A 16,208-nucleotide genomic window follows, 5' to 3' on the forward strand; every position below is an offset into this window, starting at 1 on the left:
CTGTTCACCTCAGGCCCTCCCCTCTCCATCCTTTGGTGAGAGTTTGCGCTGGAGAAACGAGAGAACCAGGGTCTCTTCGGGTGAAAGCTGTGTCAGGTCTCCGCGCAATTCTTTTTCCACCTCCTCCCGCGCCTCCAGGATCAGCGCATCGTTCAGATAGCTGTCGAATATCTCCGGATGGATGTAGCATTTTCGGCAGACCGTCGGCGTGTTGCCGAGCCGAGCCGCCACCGTCTCGATGGCAGCCCGAATGTTTCGTTTTGCCGCCGCCTGACTGTCGACCTTCTCAAGTTCAGCAAGCGCCAGCGCTGCGAGCACCGTGCCGCTCCACGTCCGGAAATCCTTGGCGGTGACGTCGCGCCCGGAGATTTCCTTCAAATAGCCATTTATATCGCCGGAGGTTACCTCCCGCTGCTCCCCCTCATCATCGATATATTGGAAAAGGTGCTGGCCCGGCAGGTCCTGGCTGTTCTTGACGATCTTCGCGATACGACGGTCGCGCAAGGTCAGCCGCCATTGCTTCCCACTCTTGCCCTTGAACCGGAAACGCATTTCAGATCCATTCACATCGACATGCCGATCGCGCAGGGTGGTCAGTCCATAGCTCTTGTTCTGCTTGGCATAATCAGCATTTCCGACGCGGATCATTGTTGTCTCAAGCAGGCGGACGACAGCGGCGAGCACCTTCTCGCGTGGCATGCCTCTCAAACTCAGATGCTCTTCCACCTTAGCTCTGATCCTGGGCAGGGCAGCGGCGAATTCCAGCAAATGCTCATATTTGGTGCTGTCACGGATTTCGCGGAATTTTTGATGATAGCGGTATTGTTTACGACCTTTAGCATCCCTGCCCGTCGCCTGAAGGTGACCATTGGCGTCCGCGCATATCCAGACGTCGGTGTAGGCTGGCGGAATAGCAAGCTTGCGAACGCGCGCGAGGGTTTCCGCATCGCGAACCGCACTTCCATCCGCCCGGCGATATTGGAACCCCTTCCCTCGTTTGATCCGCCTGACGCCCTCTTCTTCATCGCTTGTGTAAACGAGCCCAGCCACTTCCGCAGCTTCTCGCGCGTCCACAATCGCGCCATTTTCGTTGTCATCGGGGACGATCGGCGAGGTTTCAAGGTTCATGGACGGAAATCGCCTGGGATGAGGCGCCGGTTCCCGCAATCTGAAATAACCGCGGCACTAACCGAAAACTCAACCGTTCAAGAGCGCTGAAACGCGATCATGTGAAGGGAATCCACCGATGACACTCGAAGGCAAGAAGATCGCCATTCTCATTGCGCCGCGCGGGACGGAAGAGCCGGAATTTACGCAGCCGAAGGCAGCGGTGGAGCAAGCGGGGGGCACACAGTCACGGTGATCAGCCTGGAAGCGGGCGAGGCGCAGGCGGTCAACAATGATCTCGACCCCGGGGCAACCTTCCCCGTCGACAGGGCGATCGGCGAGGTTTCCGCCAAAGATTTTGACGCGTTGGTCATTCCCGGCGGATCGGTAGGCGCTGACAAGCTACGGGGATCGAAGGAGGTCGTCGCCTTCGTCCGCGCATTCTTCGATCAATCCAAGCCTGTCGCCGCAATCTGCCACGCGCCCTGGACACTGGTTGAGGCGGATGTTGTCAAGGGACGGACGCTTACCTCTTTCCCAACGCTCCAGACCGATATCCGCAACGCCGGCGGAACATGGATCGATCAGGAGGTCGTGGTGGACAAGGGATTGGTGACGAGCCGCAATCCGAAAGACCTCCCCGCCTTCTGCGCGAAGCTGATCGAGGAGATCAGCGAGGGCAAGCATGCCGAAGGGGGAGAGAGCACTTAAGGTCTATCTAGTGTCAGCAGATATCTTTTGTCGCAGCATCAACATCGCGACGAGGTGCGAGCTTGATCCGCGAACCCCTTCAACGCTGGACGCGCTAATAATTCACGCGGGTGAACATCGAGCCGTCGATGACGAAGTTCGCGCCGGTGGTGAAGCTCGACCGGGGGCTGGACAGGAAGAGGGCCGTCGCGGCGACTTCGTCGGGTACTCCCATCCGGCCGGTGGGATGTAATGCCAGCATCGCGTTGAAATAGTCAGGCCGTTCCGCGCGCAGGCGGCCGACGCTGCCGTCTTCGTCATAGATCATGCCTGGGGAGATGGTGTTGAAGCGGACCTTCTTGGGCGCATATTGGCGTGCAAATCCCTTTGTCAGGTTGGTCAGTGCGGCCTTCATCGCCGAGTAGGCGTCAGGTCCTCCGACTTGGGTGGACGCCATCGAAGATATGGTCAGGAATGAGGCATCCCCCTTTGCGGCGGCCGCAGCCTCCAGATAGGGGATCACCACTTCGGCAGCGGCAATCGCGCCGATCACATCCGATTCGAACGCCAATCGCCATTCCGCTTCCCCATTGCCGGAAGCGATGCTGCTGGCGTTCGCGATATACATGTCGATACCGTCCAGCGCCTCGGCAGCCTCATGGATAAATGCCCGCAGTGCCGAACCATCGGTAATATCGACCGGCGCTCCGAAGGCTGGAACGCCGTACGCCTCAAGCTTTTTGAGAGCGGCCGCAACATGATCGGCATTGCGCGCACAGATCCCGACCTTCGATCCCTCGGCTGCAAATAGCTCGGCTGTCGCCCGGCCGATGCCACGGGTGCCGCCAGTAATGACGACTGTCTTTCCTTCAAGGTGCAGGTCCATGTCTTCCCCTTCCCGTTCGATTACCTTTGGCTGGGCATCCGTTTGCACCATATGAAAAGCAATCTGCACAAGGCACAACCGACTAAGATCGCGCCGACCTATGCCTCTAGCGCATAGCTGAGAGTGGAAATGCCAAGTGTCCGTTTTGGCAGCCGCCCTGCCCGTGGTGGCGCGGCAGGCGCCTTCATGCGGGCAATATAAATTCGATCGGCGCGCTGAATTCGATACGCTCGCCAGGGAGCTCTGCCGGGGCTCGAGGATAGGGGGACGCGCGCTGCAGCATCGCTCTGGCTTCCTCATCGAGAACCGGATTGCCCGAGCCCCTGATGATCGCGCCTTCCAGCAAGGTCCCGGCGCGATCCAGGATGAATCGAACCTGCACTTGCCCTTCCTCGCGTCGCATACGAGCGCGGCGGGGGTAAATTTTATGAGCGTAGAGCCAGGATCGAACCTTCGCGGCGTAGCTCCGGCTGGTGCCCGACGGGGCCTTGATATCAGCGCCATCTTCCACGCCGCGTGGGGGAAGCGAAGATGTGGCAGGCAAGGCCGCAGCCCCCTCAGCCCCCGATGCATTCGGTGCAGTCATGACCTGGCTTGCGACTGACGCGACAGGTGCGATCGGCACGAGGGTAGACGGCGGTGACTGATCAATCCTCAATGGCTGCACCACAGCGGAGGAAACCGGCGGCCGAACTACAGGCCTCTGCTCAGCGGGTTGAGAGGAGCCTGCGGAAGCCGCCTCCCTTTCCTCCGCCCCTTGTTCAACCCCCTTCAGCTGCGCCAGCGACAGGACCGTCAGCGCAGGCGATTCCTGCCGTCGCGCCGCCTGCCCCATTCCCAGGTTCAGCAGCGCCGCGATTAGCAATCCGTTCACCAGCAGGGAAGCCGCTGCCGGACCGCTAATGCGGAAGGATGGAACCGCCCGCGCCATCATCGTCAGAATGTGTTCGCTACGCTGAACTTGAAGCTCTGTCCTTCGGCCGCCAACGCGGACAAGTGGCGGCGATATTGCTTGTCGAACAGATTATCCACGGCAACGCGGAACTCGAATCCCTTCGCCGCGCCGCTCCGTGGCTTGAACGCGAAGAAGAGGTTGTGGACACTATAGCCTGGGGTCGGCAAGCCCGATCCGGCAGAAGAAAAGACGCCCGTCGTCACCTTGTCCTGCCGTTCGGCGAACTCGCCGGTCCAACCGCCCGAAAGACCCGTTGCCGAATCGGCGTAGCCCAGCGTCAGGCGATAGTCATTGGCGGGAATGGTGTTGAGATAATTGTCCGTCAGGCGATCCTTGCCGTCGATAAAGGAAGCATTGGCCCGCGCGAAAAAGCCGCCGACGCCATATTCTGCCTCGATCTCCAGCCCCTTGAAACGTGAGCGGTTGATGTTCTGGAAGTAGGGCGTTCCCGCCGGGGCGGCGACGTTGACGATCAGATCCTTCACATCGTTCTGGAACAGAGTGGTCTTCGCGCGGAACCGGTCTCCACGTCCCAGCGCATCATCGAAGGACAGGGTGAAGCCGACCTCATAATTGTCGGACTTTTCCGGGCGGAGATCCGGGTTGTTGGGCCGCGTCGCGGATCGCGTGAAGACCTCATCCACATTGGGCATGCGCACCGTGCGTGCCGCAGATCCGAATAGGCCGAACCATGGGGTGATATTGTACAATGCCGCAAGCTTGGGAGAGACACCGCTGTCCTTGACCCGCTGCGTCAAACTGGTGCCCGCAACGACCGTGTCACCGGGCTTAAGGTCGGTCCAGTCGATGCGAACGCCGGGCATGATGGTCAGCTTGTCGGACCAGATTATCTCCAGTTGGCTGAACAGCCCATAACGGCTCATGTCCCCTTCCGGATGGGTGCCCGCGCCCGGGGTCACCGCGCCATTCAGCGCCACACGCGGATTGCGCCGCTCCTGCCTGCTCCACTGGCCACCGACGATGAGGAACGCCGTCCAGTCGCCGCCCATGTCGAAACGGCTGCTGTTCTGCAACTTTCCCTGCCAGCTTTCGTAGGAAAAGTCGGAATAGGCCAGGGGGCCAAGGAAGGTCGTTTCGGTCTGGTGCACCTTTGACAGCGAATAGGCGATCTGCGCCTCGACATTGAACATCCTGCTGCCATCGAAGTCGTTCACATAGCCGAGCACCGCCGTCTTATCGTGAACGCGGCGACGCATCAGGCTGTTTCCGGTGGCGGCCGAAACCTGGTCGTAGACCTGCGACGCGTCGCTGATCCAATCCTGGTAGCTGGCCCAGATGGCGTGGTTCCGATTGCCGCCGATGGAAACACGACCCTTTGCCAGCCAACTGTCCGATAGCGTTGCGGATGCAGCGACGATGCCGCCATTACCGCTCCTGTAGTCATCGCTGCGGCGGTAATTATAGCTGCCTAGCAATTCGACGCCCTCAACCGGCTGCGCGGCTACGATGCCCGACAGCGTATGCGCTTGCGCGTTGGTATCGGTCGCGGCCTTCAGGCGGACGGCCAGCGGATCTCCGCCGGTCAGGAAATCGGACGCATCCTTTGTCGTGAAATTGACGACGCCCGCCAGCGCGCCAGCTCCGTAAAGGGTCGAGGAGGCCGGGCCGCGCAAGACTTCGACCCGCTTGTAAAGCTCCGGCTCGGTGAACAGCGCGCCCATGCGATATTGCTCGTAGAATTTGGTGACGCCATCGACATTGAGCAATATCCGATTATCGGAATCCCCCACGGCCGTGCCGATGCCGCGGATGTTGAAGCCCTGCCCCAGTTGGCCGACGCCGCCCTGCACGTTCACGCCCGGCATGTCTTCCAGCAGATCGCCGATCGTCATCGCCTGGGCTTGATCAATATCGTCCTGATCAAGCGTGCTGACGGCTTGGGGCGTATCGATGGCCACCTTTTCTGCCCCTGCGGATATGACCATGCGATCCAGGGTCATGCGCGTTGTTCCCGGCGCGTCGGCTGCCTGCTGCGCCCAAAGCTCGGCGGGCACGGCGATCAGCACGGCGCACATCAGAAGCTTTGCCTTGGTCTTCATCATCTTACCCCCTTTTGCATCTCCACGGGACATCAAGGGCCCCACACGGCGCTCGGCTTACCAATAATGAATGATATTGCAAGTGAGTCGCATTAGATATATCAGGAAATTGAAAGGGGATTTTGATGAAATTGTCGCGACTTCATTCTGCCGCGTGGCTTGCGATCATCTTGGGTGCGGCCACTGCCCAGGCGCACATGCCTTATGTGCTGCCCACCCAGTTCGATCTGGGCAAGGCTGACCATGTCACCGTTCAGTCGGCGTTTGCTGAGGATGCCTTTTTACCTGAAGTTGCCATGCGTGACGCGCCCTTCCACTTGATAGGGCCGGACGGAAAGCAACTTGCGATCGGCCCCGTCACGCATTTGCGCGACATCAGCATGTTCGAAGCGGCGATCCCTTCGGACGGGACTTACCGGGTGACGAGCGGCCTTCGCGCCGGACGCAAGGGCAAGATGTTCAAGGCCGGGGATGACTGGAAAATGCGCGGCGAGGGTAGCGAGGCGCCTGCTGGCGCTGCGGAGGTCGATGTGCAGAGCATGACGTTGGCCGAAGCCTATGTCACACGCGGCCAACCTACCCAGGGGGCGCTGAAGCCGACTGGCAAGGCCCTCGAAATCCAGGTCATGTCTCATCCCAATGCGTTCGTCGCTGGAACAGATGCGAGCTTCACGCTGCTCTTCGATGGCGAGCCGCTGGCTGGCGCGGACATCACCCTGTTCCGCAGCGCTGGCCTATATGATGGGCGAAAGGTGGCCGCTCAGGTGAAGAGCGGCTCGAATGGCCGCTTCGTCCTGAGACCGCAAGATGCTGGCACCTATCTTATACTTGTACGCCATCGCGCCGCCGCTCCGGCGGGGTCAGAAACGCCCTATCGCAGCTACGCCTACACTTTGGCCTTCGACGCGGCCTGACCCTTTTTCAGCTAGAGGATATGATATGAAAATTCGGCTCTTCCTGACCGCCCCCCTGCTCGCAGCATCGGGCACGGCGTTCGCCGCTCCGCATGAAGGATCAGCCTTCATCCACGATTATGATGCCGATCATGACGGGCAGGTCACCCGCGCCGAGTTCGACGCCGTCCGGACTGCTCGCTTCAAGGCGACGGATGCCAATGGTGACGGGTGGTTGTCCGAAGACGAATATGTTGGCGAATATCGCGCCCGGCTTGAGCAGCAACTGGCAGCATCGGACCGCAGCGAGGAGAAAAAGGCAGAAGAGCGGCAGCGGCAGATGCGTCAGGCCAAAATTCGCTTCGGCGTGCTGGACAAGGACAAGGACACCAGGATGAGCCGGGCGGAATATGACACCTCTGGCACCCGTGCTTTTGCCGAGCAGGATGATGACAAGGATGGTGTCGTGACTGCTGCCGATGCGGCTGCCACTCGCGCGAAGCAACTCGCCGCACAGCAGAAAAACTAGCGTTACCCATGGCGGACTGAGAGAGGAGCAGAGTTGCAAGTGCGGCTCTGCTTCGCCTGGCGTCGCTTCTATTCAGGGCGACAGGTTTCGAGAGTTCAAGTGGGCAACGAGCATATCGACGGCGTGAGATAATTTCTCATCGAGAAGCGCGAGGAGCTTCGTCCAGCCCAGCATGTCGTTCAGTTCGCCAGGCCCATCGGAGATGCCGCGTAGGCCCATGAGCGGGACAGCGAAGCGCTGGCAGGCCCGGGCAATCGCGAAGCTTTCCATGTCGACCATTTCCGCGTCTATCAGCGCATATTCCTCGCCCCCTACGATATTTGCGCCGGTTGAAAGGCGCGCGGTGGGGAGGTCGAGGGGCGTGTGCAACGGTAGATCGACGGGGTGATCTATGAACGGCGTCACGCCCTTGGCAAAGCCGAGGCGGGAAGCGTCCATGTCTCGCCAGGACACGCTGGCGACTTGATAGATCTCTCCCAACTGGCAGGTGCGGGACCCGGCTGATCCGAGGGAGACGGCGAGGTGGGGCAGAGAGTCCTGCTGGTGGAGGTGCTGAAGCGCGAGGCTGGTCGTAACGGCAGCTTCGATCGGGCCGACACCGGTCATCAGCGGTGTGAAGCGGGAGCGCAGATGCGGGCCATATTCGTCCTCGATCGCCATGATGAAGAGGACGCGTTTTCCGGCGATTATTTCGCAATTTGGCAGGCCGGAGGGAAAATGCATGAAGAAAACCGTTAATTGCCGGGAAATTTGAGGAGGGCGGCGGTGGCGACGCCGTCGGCTTCGAGGGCGGCGCGGCCGCCAAGGTCGGGAAGGTCGATCGCGAAAAGGGCGAGGAGCAGGGTGGCGCCTTGTTCGCGGAGGAGCTGGGCAGCGGCGAGAGCGGTGCCGCCGGTGGCGATCAGGTCATCGACCAGGAGGACCCGGGTGCCCTGCCCTATCTGTCCTTCATGCAATTCGAGACGGTCGGTTCCATATTCAAGCACATAGTCGATGCCGACCGTCTTGCCGGGGAGCTTGCCCGGCTTGCGGATGGGCACGAAGCCGAGGCCCAGCGCATGGGCGAGCGCCGCACCCAGCACGAAGCCACGGGCTTCGATGCCAACGACGATGTCGGCGTCAAGCGGACGGGCGATCGCCGCTAGCCCGCCGACGAGCGCGGACAAACCTTCAGCGTCGGCGAGCAGGGTCGTGATGTCGCGAAAGAGGATACCCGGCTTGGGAAAGTCGGGGATGGTGCGAACCAGCGCGGCGAGTTCATCGATGTCCATGGCTACTCCCAATGAAAATGGGGCGCGGTGTCGTCATGACGCCGCGCCCCTTCCTTTTTCATTCCCTTCACCCAAGCGGCGGTCAGGCAGCCTTCTTCTTCTTTTCGGCCCAGATGTTCTGGTAGGACATATAGGCCAGCGCCGTGGCGATCAGGAGAAAGACGATGGTCGCCAGACCCGCGCGGCGGCGGTTCTCAAGCTTCGGTTCCGCCGTCCAGGTAAGGAACGCCGCAACGTCCTTGGACATCTGATCCACGGTCGCCTTGGTGCCGTCACCATAGGTCACCTGGCCATCGGCGGTCAGCGGCGGAGCCATGGCGAGGTTCAGGTTGGCGAAATAGGGATTGTAGTGAAGACCTTCGGGCGTCTTGGCATCCGGGAAATGCTTGAGCAGTTCAGCCGGCTGCTTCTGATAACCCGTCAGCAGCGAATAGACATAAGCCGTCCCATCGTGGCGCGCCTTGGTCATGAGCGAGAGATCCGGCGGGATCGCATTGTTGTTCGCCGCAGCCGCCGCGACATTGTTCGCGAAGGGCTTGGGGAAATAATCCGCCGGAACCGGCTCACGCGTCGACATTTCACCCGTCTTGGGATCGACGTCAGGCGTCTTGATCGCCCACTGCTTGGCAATCGCCTTAATTTCCGGCTCGTTATAGCCGATGCCAGCCAGATCGCGGAACGCCACGAACTTCAGGCTGTGGCAGGCCGAGCAAACTTCCTTGTAGACCTGGAAGCCGCGCTGCAGCTGGGCCTGATCGAACTTGCCGAGCGGGCCGTTGAACGAGAAATCCACATGCTTGGGATGCTTGTGAAATTCATGCTCCACCGTCTTGGCGGGTGGTTCGGTGACATAAGCCACCGCGCCCACCAGGAAGGATATCAGCAGCCAGCCAGCAAAGAAGAGGCCGACGAGAAATGCGCCGATGCGAACCATGTTACTCTTGTCCCCTCTTAGCCGGCGTTCGACGGCTGCGGATCCGCGCCCATGCCGGGAAGCGCATCCTGTTCGCCCTTGATGTTATGGCGGTTAAGCACGGATTCAGTGATCGAGCCCGGCAGCGGCAACGGCCGCTCAAAGCGCGAGATCAACGGCAGGATGATCAGGAAGTGCGCGAAATAATAGGCCGAGGCGATCTGCGAGATCATCACATAGGGCTCTTCCGCCGGCGCGCCGCCGCAATAACCCAGGACCAGAACGTCTGCGATCAGGATCCACCAGAACTTCTTGAAGGTCGGACGATAGTTGCCCGAACGCACCGGCGACGTGTCCAGCCACGGCAGGAAGAAGAGCAGCAGGATCGATGCGAACATCGCCAGCACGCCCAGCAGTTTCGCCGGAATGAAGAAGAAGTCCACCGTGAAGGCGCGCAGGATCGCGTAGAAGGGCCAGAAATACCATTCAGGAACGATATGCGCGGGCGTCGAAAGCGGGTTCGCTTCGATATAGTTGTCCGGATGGCCGAGATAGTTCGGCGCGAAGAACAGCAGGATCGAGAAGAGGATCAGGAATACGCCGACACCGAAGCCGTCCTTTGCCGTGTAATAGGGATGGAAGGGAACAGTGTCCTGCGGACCCTTCACTTCCACGCCGGTCGGGTTCGACGAACCCGGAATGTGCAGCGCCCAGATGTGCAGGATGATGACACCCGCGATCACGAAGGGCAGCAGGAAGTGCAGCGAGAAGAAGCGGTTGAGCGACGCATTGCCAGGAGCAAAGCCGCCAAGCAGCCAGGTCTGGATCGGTTCGCCCACGACTGGGATCGCGCCGAACAGGCCGGTGATCACCTTCGCCCCCCAATAGGACATCTGCCCCCAGGGAAGCACATAGCCCATGAAGGCGGTCGCCATCATCAGGAGGAAGATGACGAGGCCGAGCAGCCAGACCATTTCGCGCGGCGCCTTGTAGGAGCCGTAGAAAAGGCCGCGGAAGATGTGGAGATAGACGACGATGAAGAAGAAGCTGGCGCCGTTGGCGTGCGCATAGCGCATCAGCCAGCCCGCGTTCACGTCGCGCATCGTCTGTTCAACGGTGCCGAATGCAACCAGCGTGTTGGCGCCATAATGCATGGCCATGATCACGCCGGTGACGATCTGGATCACCAGCGCGAGGCCAGCGAGAACACCGAAGTTCCAGAAATAGTTGAGGTTGCGCGGGACCGGATAACCGGCGCCGATCGCGTTGTAGACGAGGCGCGGAAGCGGCAGCTTCTCGTCGATCCACTGCATCGCGGGATGCTTGGGAGTATAATGCTCAGCCCAGGGAAAGCTCATGGTTTCTTACCTCAGCCTACAAGAATGGCAGTGTCGGAAGTGAAGCTGAACTTCGGCACTTCCAGGTTCTTGGGCGCGGGGCCCTTACGGATGCGGGCAGCCGTGTCGTAGTGCGAACCATGGCAGGGGCAGAAATAGCCGCCAAATTCACCCTTGTTCTCACCCTCGCCCGCGCCCAGCGGCACGCAACCCAGATGGGTGCAAACGCCCATGGTGACGAGCCACTGCTTCTTGCCGTCGACGGTGCGTTCTTCCAGCGTCTGCGGGTCACGCAGGCCGCCAGCGTCAACCTTGTCAGCCTCGGCGATTTCCTTTTCCGTCAGGTGACGGACGAAGAGCGGCTGCGAACGGAAGGTCGTCTTGATCGCCTGACCCGGCTGGATCGCGGAAAGATCGACCTCGGTCGATGCCAGCGCCAGCACGTCCGCGCTGGGGTTCATCTGATCGACGAGCGGAATGACGACGGCGACAGCCCCGACCCCCGCGAAGCTTACTGCGGCGATATTGATGAAGTCGCGACGACGCACCCCACCTTCGCCGGATAGACCTTGGCTGTCCGTATGTTCAACGCTCGCCATGCACCTCAACCCTTGCAAAGACGTCCCTGATACCCGCCGCATTGCCGTTTCCGGCCCTGATTATGGAAGAGAGCCACGGCGCCCACGGAATATGGGCCCCGCCTTTCCCCCTGGCGTGGTTCGCGGGCCTGATAGACCCACTGTAGCTTCTTTGCCAACAGCAATTTGGCCATGGCTATGACAATTTGCCCTGCTGCTTTATGCGCGGGGCATGCGTATTGCCCTTTACCAACCCGAGATCGCGGGGAATGTCGGCGCCATCCTGCGCCTTGCCGCCTGTTTTTCCGTGCCCCTGGACATCATCATGCCGATGGGATTCGCCTTTTCCGACGCCAAGCTGAAGCGCGCCGCGATGGATTATGGCGCGGCGGCGGACGTGACTCGCCATGCGAATTTCGAGGCCTTAGACGACTTCCGACGCAGGGAAGGCCGCCGCCTGGTGCTGATGAGCAGCCATGCTTCGCAGCCCCTTCCCGAGGTGCGTTTCCAAAGCAACGACATATTGCTGATGGGTTCGGAAAGCGCTGGCGTTCCGGACGCGGTGCGGGACATGGCCGACCTGCGCGTGCGAATCCCGATGGCGGCGGGATTCCGGTCCTTGAACATCGCCGTTTCCACGGGCATCGCGGTTGCCGAAGCCCTTCGCCAGACCGGCCAGTTTCCACAATGATCGAGATTTCGCGATGACATTGCACCTCAACCCCCAGCAGCAGGCCGCCCGTAACTGGTTCGAATCGCTGCGCGACCGCATCTGCGCCGAGTTCGAAGCGATCGAGCGGGAAGCGGGAAGCGATGCTTCTTTCGTCTACACGCCATGGGATCGCGAAGCGCCGGGGCTGGCCCCGGGCGAAGGCGGCGGCGGCGTTCGCGGCGTGATGAAGGGCAGGATATTCGAGAAGGTCGGGGTGAATGTGTCGACCGTTTCGGGCGAGTTCGCTCCCGATTTCGCGAAGACCATTCATGGCGCGGGGGAAAACCCGGCTTTTTTCGCGACGGGGATCAGCCTGGTCGCGCACATGGCCAATCCGCATGTGCCAGCGGTGCATATGAACACGCGCTATCTGATCACGTCCAAAAGCTGGTTCGGGGGCGGCGCGGACCTCAACCCCCCCCTGCCCCGGGATGAGGACACGGCGAGCTTCCACGCGGCGTTCAAGGACGCGTGCGATACGCATGACGCGGACTATTATCCCCGCTTCAAGGCATGGGCCGATGAGTATTTCTTCATTCCCCATCGCGGCGTCCATCGCGGCGTCGGCGGCATCTTCTACGACCATCTGGAGTGCGAGGATGATGCAGGTTTCGACGCGAATTTCGCTTTCACCCGATCGGTGGGCGAGGCGTTCCTGAAGGCCTTTCCCCCGATCGTGCGGCGGCGGATGGGCGAAAGCTGGAGCGAGGAGGATTATGCCCAGATGCTGGAATGGCGTGGCCGCTACGCGGAGTTCAACCTGGTGCATGACCGGGGCACGCTGTTCGGGCTGAAAACCGGGGGCAATGTCGACGCGATCCTGATGAGCCTGCCGCCGATGGCGAGCTGGAGCTGACTTCCATGCCGCTGACGCCGGTCGCCAATGACCAGATTGCGACAATCGTGACCTATTTGGAGATGGTGGAGCGGCCCCGGCCAGCGCCGATCCCGCCTGCTCCATTGCGGCTGGTGCCGTGGAAGACCCCTGCGCCGGATGCCTATCGCGCGCTGTTCCGGCGTGTGGGGGAGCCGTGGCTCTGGTTTTCGCGCCTCGTCATGAGCGATGCGGAGCTGACGGCGATCATCCATGATCCGGGGGTGCAGGTCTTTGCGATCACGGATCCGCGGGGAGTGGAGGTGGGCTTGTTGGAGCTCGATTTCCGCGCGCTGCCAGACTGCGAGTTGAGCTTCCTTGGCCTTGTACCCGGCCTGACCGGCAAGGGGTTCGGGGCTTGGGTAATGGCGCAGGCCAAGTCGCTGGCGTGGCGCAAGGATGTGCGCCGCTTTTGGGTGCATAGCTGCACGCTGGATAGCCCGGGGGCGCTCGGCTTTTATCAGCGGGCGGGATTTGTCCCCTATAAGCGCGAGATCGAGACCTTTGCCGATCCTCGGCTGACAGGGCTATTGAGCGCCGACGCCGCGCCGCACGTGCCGATGCTGGGTCAGTCCGCCTCGGCCTGACGATAGAGCCGGGCGATCATGACAAGCATATAGACCTGCACCACGGTGGAGACGACCGCCGCCGCGACGCCGCCAACGAGCCGCGCGCCTTCCGCTCCGGCGACCAGGCGGCCGACCAGGCCGAAGATGACCTGCGCGGCCGACCCGACGATGGCGGAGAGCAGCGTCAATACGAGAAGGAAGCCGAACAGACGCCAGAAATGGCCGCGTGTGAGCGCCCAGCTGTGTCGAAGCGAGGCCATGACGCCCTCATTGCCGTCGATCACCACCGGATTGAGCAGCAGAAGCCGGACGCTGGCAAAAAGCATGACAGCGCCGCCGCCAGCCAGCAGCAGCATGACAAGGGCAGCGGCGACGGGCTTTGCCACCATGGAGAAGGCGACGACGACCATCATGCCGACAATGGCTATGGCAAGCAGGACGCCGATCACGACCAAGGCCGTGCCGAGCAGCACGGGCAAGCGGGAGAAGCTGAGCCGCAGCGCTTCGCCGACGCTGATGCCGGGCCTAAGCGCCAGGGCGAAGAGGGCGAGCGAGCCGAACCAGATGATGATGACCCCGATCAGCGTGGACAGCATGAAACTGGCCGGGATGTCGGGCATCGCGCCCTTGTCCATGCGCCATGTCGCGAGTTCGGGCGGGGTCATCTCCTGAAGGATGAGGCCGGGCAGCGCGACGAACAGCAGGGCGACGGGGAAGAGCAGGCTGCGTTCGCGCGCGACGAAGGCGACCGCTTCTTCCCATGCCTTGCCGATCGACATCGCCGTCATATCTTCGCCTTTTCCCGTACTGAAAATCGGGAGGAGACTTGATCGCTCCCCTCGCCCAAGTCAAGGAAGTGCCATGTCATCCTCTCCCCCTTCGCCGGCCGGGGCCGAACAGATCGAATGGCGGGTCGATTCGGCACCGGTCGACTATCCGCATGCGCTGGCCGACATGGAGGCGCGGGCGGCGGCGATCTTCGAAGGGCAGGCGCAAGAGCGGGTATGGCTGCTCGAACATCCGCCGCTCTATACGGCGGGGACGAGCGCCGATCCGGCCGAGCTGATCGACCCGCGCTTTCCGGTGCATGATGCGGGGCGCGGCGGGCGCTACACCTATCATGGGCCGGGGCAGCGGATCGGCTATCTCAACATCGACCTCAGCGCGCGTGGCAAGGATGTGCGCAATTTCGTCCACCATCTGGAGGGATGGATGATCGATGCGTTGGCGGACCTGGGGATAGCGGCGCGGCGGGCGGAGGGGCGGATCGGCATCTGGACCGATGACCTGGAGGGGCGCGAGGCGAAGATCGGCGCGCTCGGCATCCGGGTGCGGCGATGGGTGACGCTGCATGGCTTTTCCATCAACGTCGATCCCGACCTGTCGCATTTTGGCGGCATCGTGCCGTGTGGCTTGGCGGAATATCCCGTCACGAGCATCGCGGCGCTGGGCAAGAAGGCGTCGATGGCCGATCTCGACGCGGCGTTGAAGGCGCACTTTCCCGCTTTCCTCGGCCGGTTGCGGCGCTGCGGCGCGGGGGTTGAGCAATGCGGAGCGGGCCGCTAGGGTCCGCGCCTACGCCGGGTGGGGGCCGCCGGGCATCACATGTTTGGGAGACCCGGATGCGCTGTGAAGCGAGGATGATCTTTACTGCCCTGCTGTTGACGGCAAGCGCCATGCTGGGGGCGTGCGGCAAGGACGACAAGACGAGCAACACGGTCCAGATGAAGGATCTGGAGGTCGTCGACGGCACGACCACGGATGCCATGACGGACCTGGACGGCGTGCAGAGCGAGGCGCCGTCTGCCGCCCTGCCGTCCGTCGGAGGCAATAACAGCGCCGCTGCCGCATCTCAGTCGGAACCCGCCGCTGCCAACGCAACGCGGGGCGAGGCAGAAGTGCTTTCGGATCAATAGAAGAAGCAAGGCGTTCAGGCGCAATACAGGCGCCATCGGCAAGGCATATGACAAGGAAAGCCCTGCCCGACCGTCGTTCACCAAGGCCGCCCTTCACAAAGGGCCATCCAAAAAGGGAAAGTCATGCGATCCAGTTCCACCCTGCGCCGGATCTGTTCCGGGTTGATGCTTGCCGCCGCGCCGCTGCTGGCGCAGCCTGCCGCAGCCCAGTTCTTCTGGTCGCCGCCCGACTTCTCCGCGCCGCCGCTGACCGATGCCGAAGCGGCCACCGCACTGGGCCTGCCGGGCGCGACGGCGGAGGAAATCCGCGCGGGCCTGGTGTGGAACCTGCGCGCCGCGCTCAACGTCGCCGCGCTCCAGTGCCAGTTCGAACCCACGCTGCTGTCGATCAGCAACTATAACGCGATGATCGCGCATCATGACGCCGAGATGGATTCGGCCCAGTCTGTGCTGCTCGGCTATTTCCAGCGCACCGTCGGCAAGGGCAAGCCCGGCCAGGCGGCGTCGGATCAATATGGCACACGCATCTATTCCGGTTATTCGACGGTGCAGGCGCAGCGGGGCTTCTGCCAAGCGGCGGCACAGGTCGGACGTCAGGCGATCTTCGCCAATCGCGGCAGCCTGCATGAGGTGGCGCGCACGGGCCTGGGATCGATCAAGAAGTCGCTGGTGCTGGCAGGCGAGCAATTTTACGGCGATCCGGGCCGGAGCTTTGCGCTGACCCTGCCTTCGTTCGACAAGAAATGCTGGAAGAAGGACAAGCTGCGGCCGAACTGCCAGGCGGATTATGAGCAGAAGGTGGCGGCCAGGTGATGATGTGAGGAGCGGAGTCTTCGGGGCTCCGCTCTTTTTTGGTCTTGTTGGCGAGGACAATTAACCCGTTCGGGCTGAGCCTGTCGAAGCCCCTAACTTCCTTCC

General features: G+C 61.8%; 18 protein-coding genes and 1 pseudogene. 9 read left to right on the plus strand and 10 right to left on the minus strand.

What is annotated here, in order from left to right; translation table 11 throughout:
* Window positions 1–9: 9 nt before the first annotated feature.
* Window positions 10–1,128 carry a DNA topoisomerase IB gene (locus tag ACYU8T_RS08010; protein ID WP_461159046.1) on the minus strand — a complete coding sequence of 373 codons (1,119 nt, stop codon included), beginning with the start codon at window positions 1,126–1,128 and terminating at the stop codon, window positions 10–12.
* Window positions 1,129–1,246: 118 nt separating this feature from the next.
* On the opposite strand from ACYU8T_RS08010, the pseudogene ACYU8T_RS08015 reads away from it, so the two are divergent.
* Window positions 1,247–1,818 (plus strand): annotated as a pseudogene (locus ACYU8T_RS08015) (type 1 glutamine amidotransferase domain-containing protein).
* A 94-nt stretch (window positions 1,819–1,912) separates the two neighbouring features.
* Here the strand turns inward: ACYU8T_RS08015 and ACYU8T_RS08020 are convergent.
* From ACYU8T_RS08020 to ACYU8T_RS08030, 3 genes are all read right to left on the minus strand, one after another.
* Window positions 1,913–2,683 carry an SDR family NAD(P)-dependent oxidoreductase gene (locus tag ACYU8T_RS08020; protein ID WP_461159047.1) on the minus strand — a complete coding sequence of 257 codons (771 nt, stop codon included), beginning with the start codon at window positions 2,681–2,683 and terminating at the stop codon, window positions 1,913–1,915.
* 184 nt (window positions 2,684–2,867) lie between these two features.
* Window positions 2,868–3,614: an energy transducer TonB gene (locus ACYU8T_RS08025; RefSeq protein ID WP_461159048.1), complete on the minus strand. Its 747-nt coding sequence runs from the start codon at window positions 3,612–3,614 to the stop codon at window positions 2,868–2,870.
* Window positions 3,615–3,619: 5 nt separating this feature from the next.
* Window positions 3,620–5,698, minus strand: coding sequence for a TonB-dependent receptor domain-containing protein (locus ACYU8T_RS08030; protein WP_461159049.1), 2,079 nt, complete (start codon window positions 5,696–5,698; stop codon window positions 3,620–3,622).
* 125 nt (window positions 5,699–5,823) lie between these two features.
* Here ACYU8T_RS08030 and ACYU8T_RS08035 point away from each other — a divergent pair, with 125 nt between their 5' ends.
* Window positions 5,824–6,612 (plus strand): DUF4198 domain-containing protein, encoded by a 789-nt coding sequence (locus ACYU8T_RS08035; RefSeq protein ID WP_461159050.1) that lies wholly within the window; start codon window positions 5,824–5,826, stop codon window positions 6,610–6,612.
* Between the two features lie 25 nt (window positions 6,613–6,637).
* Window positions 6,638–7,120 carry an EF-hand domain-containing protein gene (locus ACYU8T_RS08040; RefSeq protein ID WP_461159051.1) on the plus strand — a complete coding sequence of 161 codons (483 nt, stop codon included), beginning with the start codon at window positions 6,638–6,640 and terminating at the stop codon, window positions 7,118–7,120.
* A 72-nt stretch (window positions 7,121–7,192) separates the two neighbouring features.
* Here ACYU8T_RS08040 and ACYU8T_RS08045 read toward each other — a convergent pair whose 3' ends face one another.
* The 5 genes from ACYU8T_RS08045 to petA form a co-directional block, all read right to left on the minus strand.
* A complete protein-coding gene (locus ACYU8T_RS08045) occupies window positions 7,193–7,843 on the minus strand; it encodes a 5'-methylthioadenosine/S-adenosylhomocysteine nucleosidase (protein WP_461159052.1) in 651 nt (216 codons plus the stop codon).
* An 11-nt stretch (window positions 7,844–7,854) separates the two neighbouring features.
* Window positions 7,855–8,391 carry an adenine phosphoribosyltransferase gene (locus ACYU8T_RS08050; protein WP_461159053.1) on the minus strand — a complete coding sequence of 179 codons (537 nt, stop codon included), beginning with the start codon at window positions 8,389–8,391 and terminating at the stop codon, window positions 7,855–7,857.
* Window positions 8,392–8,473: 82 nt separating this feature from the next.
* Window positions 8,474–9,325, minus strand: coding sequence for a cytochrome c1 (locus ACYU8T_RS08055; RefSeq protein WP_247230621.1), 852 nt, complete (start codon window positions 9,323–9,325; stop codon window positions 8,474–8,476).
* Window positions 9,326–9,342: 17 nt separating this feature from the next.
* Entirely contained in the window at window positions 9,343–10,662 is a 1,320-nt protein-coding gene (locus ACYU8T_RS08060; protein WP_247230619.1) for a cytochrome b, read from the minus strand.
* A gap of 11 nt (window positions 10,663–10,673) precedes the next feature.
* Window positions 10,674–11,240, minus strand: a complete 567-nt coding sequence (gene petA, locus ACYU8T_RS08065; protein ID WP_247230617.1) for a ubiquinol-cytochrome c reductase iron-sulfur subunit — start codon at window positions 11,238–11,240, stop codon at window positions 10,674–10,676.
* A 211-nt stretch (window positions 11,241–11,451) separates the two neighbouring features.
* Here petA and ACYU8T_RS08070 point away from each other — a divergent pair, with 211 nt between their 5' ends.
* Genes ACYU8T_RS08070 through ACYU8T_RS08080 form a run of 3 tightly spaced genes read left to right on the plus strand, consistent with a single transcriptional unit; the run spans window position 11,452 to window position 13,392 of the window.
* Window positions 11,452–11,910 (plus strand): tRNA (cytidine(34)-2'-O)-methyltransferase, encoded by a 459-nt coding sequence (locus ACYU8T_RS08070; protein WP_461159054.1) that lies wholly within the window; start codon window positions 11,452–11,454, stop codon window positions 11,908–11,910.
* A 13-nt stretch (window positions 11,911–11,923) separates the two neighbouring features.
* Window positions 11,924–12,787 (plus strand): oxygen-dependent coproporphyrinogen oxidase, encoded by an 864-nt coding sequence (hemF, locus tag ACYU8T_RS08075; protein ID WP_461159055.1) that lies wholly within the window; start codon window positions 11,924–11,926, stop codon window positions 12,785–12,787.
* A 5-nt stretch (window positions 12,788–12,792) separates the two neighbouring features.
* Window positions 12,793–13,392 carry a GNAT family N-acetyltransferase gene (locus ACYU8T_RS08080; protein WP_097092134.1) on the plus strand — a complete coding sequence of 200 codons (600 nt, stop codon included), beginning with the start codon at window positions 12,793–12,795 and terminating at the stop codon, window positions 13,390–13,392.
* Here ACYU8T_RS08080 and ACYU8T_RS08085 read toward each other — a convergent pair.
* On the minus strand, window positions 13,374–14,162 hold the full coding sequence (locus ACYU8T_RS08085) for a glycerophosphoryl diester phosphodiesterase membrane domain-containing protein (protein WP_247230611.1): 789 nt from the start codon (window positions 14,160–14,162) through the stop codon (window positions 13,374–13,376). The genes ACYU8T_RS08080 and ACYU8T_RS08085 overlap by 19 nt on opposite strands.
* A 73-nt stretch (window positions 14,163–14,235) precedes the next feature.
* On the opposite strand from ACYU8T_RS08085, the gene lipB reads away from it, so the two are divergent.
* The 3 genes from lipB (at window position 14,236) to ACYU8T_RS08100 (ending at window position 16,103) form a co-directional block, all read left to right on the plus strand.
* Window positions 14,236–14,940, plus strand: a complete 705-nt coding sequence (lipB, locus tag ACYU8T_RS08090; RefSeq protein WP_461159056.1) for a lipoyl(octanoyl) transferase LipB — start codon at window positions 14,236–14,238, stop codon at window positions 14,938–14,940.
* 74 nt (window positions 14,941–15,014) lie between these two features.
* Window positions 15,015–15,290 (plus strand): hypothetical protein, encoded by a 276-nt coding sequence (locus ACYU8T_RS08095; protein ID WP_255254758.1) that lies wholly within the window; start codon window positions 15,015–15,017, stop codon window positions 15,288–15,290.
* 123 nt (window positions 15,291–15,413) lie between these two features.
* Complete coding sequence (locus tag ACYU8T_RS08100) at window positions 15,414–16,103, plus strand: hypothetical protein (protein ID WP_097092138.1); 690 nt, start codon at window positions 15,414–15,416, stop codon at window positions 16,101–16,103.
* The last annotated feature ends 105 nt before the right edge of the window (window positions 16,104–16,208 follow it).

Source organism: Sphingobium sp. TomMM35A, assembly GCF_054771735.1.

What these genes read in the sequence shown, in the direction of transcription:
- ACYU8T_RS08010 (WP_461159046.1), bottom strand. Translation starts at nt 1,128, where the DNA reads ATGAACCTTGAAACCTCGCCGATCGTCCCCGATGACAACGAAAATGGC.
- ACYU8T_RS08020 (WP_461159047.1), bottom strand. Translation starts at nt 2,683, where the DNA reads ATGGACCTGCACCTTGAAGGAAAGACAGTCGTCATTACTGGCGGCACC.
- ACYU8T_RS08025 (WP_461159048.1), bottom strand. Translation starts at nt 3,614, where the DNA reads ATGGCGCGGGCGGTTCCATCCTTCCGCATTAGCGGTCCGGCAGCGGCT.
- ACYU8T_RS08030 (WP_461159049.1), bottom strand. Translation starts at nt 5,698, where the DNA reads ATGAAGACCAAGGCAAAGCTTCTGATGTGCGCCGTGCTGATCGCCGTG.
- ACYU8T_RS08035 (WP_461159050.1), top strand. Translation starts at nt 5,824, where the DNA reads ATGAAATTGTCGCGACTTCATTCTGCCGCGTGGCTTGCGATCATCTTG.
- ACYU8T_RS08040 (WP_461159051.1), top strand. Translation starts at nt 6,638, where the DNA reads ATGAAAATTCGGCTCTTCCTGACCGCCCCCCTGCTCGCAGCATCGGGC.
- ACYU8T_RS08045 (WP_461159052.1), bottom strand. Translation starts at nt 7,843, where the DNA reads ATGCATTTTCCCTCCGGCCTGCCAAATTGCGAAATAATCGCCGGAAAA.
- ACYU8T_RS08050 (WP_461159053.1), bottom strand. Translation starts at nt 8,391, where the DNA reads ATGGACATCGATGAACTCGCCGCGCTGGTTCGCACCATCCCCGACTTT.
- ACYU8T_RS08055 (WP_247230621.1), bottom strand. Translation starts at nt 9,325, where the DNA reads ATGGTTCGCATCGGCGCATTTCTCGTCGGCCTCTTCTTTGCTGGCTGG.
- ACYU8T_RS08060 (WP_247230619.1), bottom strand. Translation starts at nt 10,662, where the DNA reads ATGAGCTTTCCCTGGGCTGAGCATTATACTCCCAAGCATCCCGCGATG.
- petA (WP_247230617.1), bottom strand. Translation starts at nt 11,240, where the DNA reads ATGGCGAGCGTTGAACATACGGACAGCCAAGGTCTATCCGGCGAAGGT.
- ACYU8T_RS08070 (WP_461159054.1), top strand. Translation starts at nt 11,452, where the DNA reads ATGCGTATTGCCCTTTACCAACCCGAGATCGCGGGGAATGTCGGCGCC.
- hemF (WP_461159055.1), top strand. Translation starts at nt 11,924, where the DNA reads ATGACATTGCACCTCAACCCCCAGCAGCAGGCCGCCCGTAACTGGTTC.
- ACYU8T_RS08080 (WP_097092134.1), top strand. Translation starts at nt 12,793, where the DNA reads ATGCCGCTGACGCCGGTCGCCAATGACCAGATTGCGACAATCGTGACC.
- ACYU8T_RS08085 (WP_247230611.1), bottom strand. Translation starts at nt 14,162, where the DNA reads ATGACGGCGATGTCGATCGGCAAGGCATGGGAAGAAGCGGTCGCCTTC.
- lipB (WP_461159056.1), top strand. Translation starts at nt 14,236, where the DNA reads ATGTCATCCTCTCCCCCTTCGCCGGCCGGGGCCGAACAGATCGAATGG.
- ACYU8T_RS08095 (WP_255254758.1), top strand. Translation starts at nt 15,015, where the DNA reads ATGATCTTTACTGCCCTGCTGTTGACGGCAAGCGCCATGCTGGGGGCG.
- ACYU8T_RS08100 (WP_097092138.1), top strand. Translation starts at nt 15,414, where the DNA reads ATGCGATCCAGTTCCACCCTGCGCCGGATCTGTTCCGGGTTGATGCTT.